The organism is Thermanaeromonas sp., assembly GCF_021890735.1.
Lineage (GTDB): Bacteria > Bacillota > DSM-521 > Neomoorellales > Neomoorellaceae > Thermanaeromonas.
Window position 1 is genome coordinate 1 of the sequence record NZ_JAKKUR010000119.1, and the last position, 3,686, is coordinate 3,686.

Consider the following 3,686-nt stretch of genomic DNA (forward strand, 5'->3'; position numbering starts at 1 on the left):
CTAGCACTTAATTTTCACCTCCTGCCGCTAGAGCATACTCTTCCAGGGGCCTTACGGCTACTTGCCCTACTTCTATCTTGTGGTCTTAACGGTAGGAACTGGGGGCGGGGCAGGAAACTCTTGGGCAGGCTCTTTAAAATGCTGGGCACAGATGTTACGCACCGTGCGGGCATCGAAGGCCTTATACTCGGTAGCCCGGGCAATAGCTTTTCTTACCACTTCTTTAGGATAGTTTTCTAAAAGCTTAAGGATTTCTACAAGATGATACCTGGCATTGCCCGCCTTGGCCTGGACCACTCCGGCCAGAAAACCCTCAGCTTCAGGGAAATGCTCAAGGAAACTTTCCCGTACTTCTGCTATACGGCTGGGATAAGAAGGTCTGGGTAGGCCCGCTTCATGCCTGGGGTCCCGGATAATTTGCCCCTTCCCCTGTACTTTTGCGTGCCGGGCTACTTCCTCCCCACGGTAAAATATTAAAAGTTCCTGCCCCGTGTCCCTGACCGTCACCTCTTTGCCTGCCAGGATGAAGGGCACCGAGTAATAATTACCTTCATAGCTTATTACAAAGTCCTTGGATACTTTCCGCACCTCTTCCAGGTTAATGGTGTACTCCCCAGGGGGCAGGGGCCTCAATTTCTCTTCCTTTAGCCTCTTAAAAGGCACCTCTCCCGTGGTACGGTGCACCCGGCAGTTGGCTACTTCATCAAGCCAGATACGGGCCTTGGAGTTTAAGTCTGTCAGGTCAGTAAACTCTGTCCCCAGGAGAAAATCTTGCTTTATATACCGGTAAGGTCGCTCTACCTTGCCTTTAGTCTGTGGCCTCCTTGGTGTGCAAAGAATAGGGCTAAACCCGAAGGTGCGGCTAAACTCTAAAAAGTTCGGGTTCCACTGAATGGCCTGTCCTTCCCGGGAAAGAACGACTACCTTAGGATTGTCATAAAGAATGGTCCAAGGCACTCCACCAAAGTATTTAAAGGCGTTGATGTGGCACCGGATGAAGGTGATAAGGTCCTGGGAGGTGGTAAACTCTACATACATGGCCTGGGAGTAACCCAGCACCAATTGTACCACCAAAGTTTAACCTTTCTGCCTCCCCATTCTACTTCCCCCATTAAAGACCAGTCCACCTGACCTTGCTCACCGGGTTCCGTCTCGAAGCGTACACAAGCCGGTCCAGGCTGCTCCTCCCTTATGGAGGCTACAAATTTTTTTACTGTATCATAAGAGCCGCTGTACCCTTGCGCTTTGATCTCCCGGAATAACCGGGTGGCTGTAAGGTTGTACTTGGATAGTCGCTCCTCTATGTAGGGTTTATAGGGGTCAAGGATGGAGGATTTGGCTTTCCTCTTTTTCCCCTGGTAGCTCTCCTGTGATAAAGCCCGGTAAACGGTCTTGCGGTCCACTCCCAGCGTTCCTCGCCGGGCAGACCGGCGTGGTGTACTTGCTTCTGAAGGCCTTGCTGAAGTGAATGCATACTTGCTGCGGCCCGACGTGCGGGCCGCTTTTCGTTTTGTCCGATAAGCGGCTAAAGGCAACCCTAAGTGAGGTGCCTGGAAAGCAAGAGACTGAGCGAACCTTGAGAAGGGCCCTCTTTTTCTTCCATCCCTCTTTCATTTATCAATAGCGAAATCTTCTTTAGATACCTAGTCAATAAGGGGGATAAACGAATGGCGTCCGAAATCGACACCGCCATCCGTACGGCTTTCGCCCGCCTCACATGGCCCGTCAGGCAACAGGCGTGGCCCTGTCCGGACGTGGCGGCCGTGTCCAAGCCGCTGGAGAAGGAGCACGTGCTGTACCTCCCTTCCGACGGCACTCCCGTCGACGGCATGGATCTGCTCGGAAAGCTCGCAGCGATGCGCTTGGCCGAGACCGTGCACCACCTCTTTGGCACCCACCGCTTTTTTAAGAGCGTGCCCAAGAAGCTCATAGAGGCGGTAGGTTGGGCATGCGACGCGGCGTCGGACTGGTTCGCTGACTACGAAGCCTTCCGCCTGGCTTCCCAGGGCTTCACCGCTTGGAGATAGAGGGGTGTCTGGCGCTGGCGGAGGGCATGCCCTTAGAGCCTGTGCTTGGGGGTAAGCGCTCCCTCCTAGTCAGGGCCTCGGTGGCGGCCCAAGCGGTGGGCTACTTGGGTCTGCCTGTCGAGGTGTCGCCCGAGCTCAAGGGGTTGGTGGAGACGTTTCTGGCCGTGCCGCCGGGGGAGCCGACACTAGAGAGCCTCCAGACGCTCTGCAACCTCCTCCTTGTCGCCCTAGGAGAACCGTACAAACTTGTTGTCGTAGAGGAAGACGGCTTGGAGGTATGGGGGATCGGGGCCGCCGTTTAAGCTTTTTAATCCCGACATTCCGGCAGTTAACTTAAAAATATGTGTCGCTACGCAGAGGGAGGGGGAAGAAACTCCGAACTTGGGAAAATTATTTGTCTTAATCGAGAGAGAGCGCAGAAAAGCTACTGGCGGTAAGCAGGAAGCTGGACGAGTTGGTGGTCCGGTACTACCGCGAACGATATCAGAGGCCGGGCAACGGCTCAAAGAAAGAGGTGCGGGAGACGGGCTACCAGTTTTCGAGAAGCATGGAAGCTGCCCGACAAGGTAACAACTCACCGGGCGTAGTAAGTCTATACAGGCCCCACAGCCTGTGCAGAGGTCGCTATGGAAAAGGGGACAGCCAAGGCTGAGGCCCGGGATGGTGTAGCGCTGCTTACTGGTGGTGGCGAGGGCCCGGGAGAGGCTGCGGGGGTTCCCTTAAGAACGCCCCGGCTTTAGCCGCGGGGAGGCTCGGGTCAAACTTGGGTACATATACTAGGATAAATCGAGAATGGCAGAACTCACTAGAGCTCCTCGCTTTTTAAAGGTATAGTCACGCTCACAGTTGTACCCTTACCAGGAGCGGTGATTATCTTTAGCTGACCGTTTAAAAGTTGCACGCGTTCCTTCATCCCGAGGAGGCCATAACCTCCTCCTTCTTTTCTATTCTGGGCGGCTTCTAAGTCAAAGCCCTGCCCCTCATCGCGGATTACCACAGTAACTTTATCGGGCAACATTTCCATCTTAACCACTGCGCTCTTCACTTTAGCATGCTTCTTGATATTGTTAACGGCTTCTTGAATAATGCGGAAAAGGGCGATCTCTACGGCACTGTCCAGGCGGCGTTGTTGACCAAAACAAAGGAAATCCACTTCCAGTCCATACTGCTCGGCGTAAGCAGAGAAATAGCGTTTTAAGGCAGGTACCAGCCCCAGGTCATCGAGGACCATGGGTCGCAGGTCAAAGATTATTTTGCGTATATCTTGGAGACTGGTAAGTACGATGTTTTGTAAGGCTTGAAGCTCCTCCCGGACCTTGCCCGGGTCCCTGTCTAAAAGTTTTAAGCAGTATTCTGCTCGCATGACTATATTGGCTAAGGACTGGGCGGGGCCATCATGGATTTCCCGCGCCACGCGCCTACGTTCCTCCTCCTGGGCACGGATAACACTTAGCGCCAAGTGGTATGTCTGTTCCAGTTCGCCTATCCTGGAGGTTAGATCTTGGAGTTCTCCCGTTAAGAATTTAAGTACGACCTCTACCTGGTGTGCGAGTTTCTCCGCTTTCTCCAATGTAAGCTGCAGACGACGCAAGCTCATCTCTAGGTGGTTCCGGCGAAAGTTTAGCAACTTTTCCTTTTCCCGCAACCGGATAAGCTCTA

5 protein-coding genes are annotated in these 3,686 nt (G+C 53.6%); 2 read left to right on the top strand and 3 right to left on the bottom strand.

What is annotated here, in order from left to right; all coding sequences use genetic code 11:
• Positions 1 to 72 precede the first annotated feature (72 nt).
• Both istA and L5656_RS10870 read right to left on the bottom strand, forming a co-directional pair.
• Positions 73 to 1,071 (bottom strand): IS21 family transposase, encoded by a 999-nt coding sequence (gene istA / locus L5656_RS10865; RefSeq protein WP_297202863.1) that lies wholly within the window; start codon positions 1,069 to 1,071, stop codon positions 73 to 75.
• The gene (locus L5656_RS10870) at positions 1,029 to 1,403 is read right to left on the bottom strand and encodes a hypothetical protein (RefSeq protein ID WP_297202855.1); all 375 of its coding nucleotides are present in this window, start codon (positions 1,401 to 1,403) and stop codon (positions 1,029 to 1,031) included. Before L5656_RS10870 ends, istA begins: the two co-directional genes overlap by 43 nt.
• Before the next feature lie 264 nt (positions 1,404 to 1,667).
• On the opposite strand from L5656_RS10870, the gene L5656_RS10875 reads away from it, so the two are divergent.
• Positions 1,668 to 2,027 carry a hypothetical protein gene (locus L5656_RS10875; RefSeq protein ID WP_297202857.1) on the top strand — a complete coding sequence of 120 codons (360 nt, stop codon included), beginning with the start codon at positions 1,668 to 1,670 and terminating at the stop codon, positions 2,025 to 2,027.
• On the top strand, positions 2,018 to 2,329 hold the full coding sequence (locus L5656_RS10880; RefSeq protein WP_297202859.1) for a hypothetical protein: 312 nt from the start codon (positions 2,018 to 2,020) through the stop codon (positions 2,327 to 2,329). Before L5656_RS10875 ends, L5656_RS10880 begins: the two co-directional genes overlap by 10 nt.
• A 503-nt stretch (positions 2,330 to 2,832) precedes the next feature.
• Here L5656_RS10880 and L5656_RS10885 read toward each other — a convergent pair.
• On the bottom strand, positions 2,833 to 3,686 hold an 854-nt coding region (locus tag L5656_RS10885; protein WP_297202861.1), incomplete at its 5' end, for a sensor histidine kinase.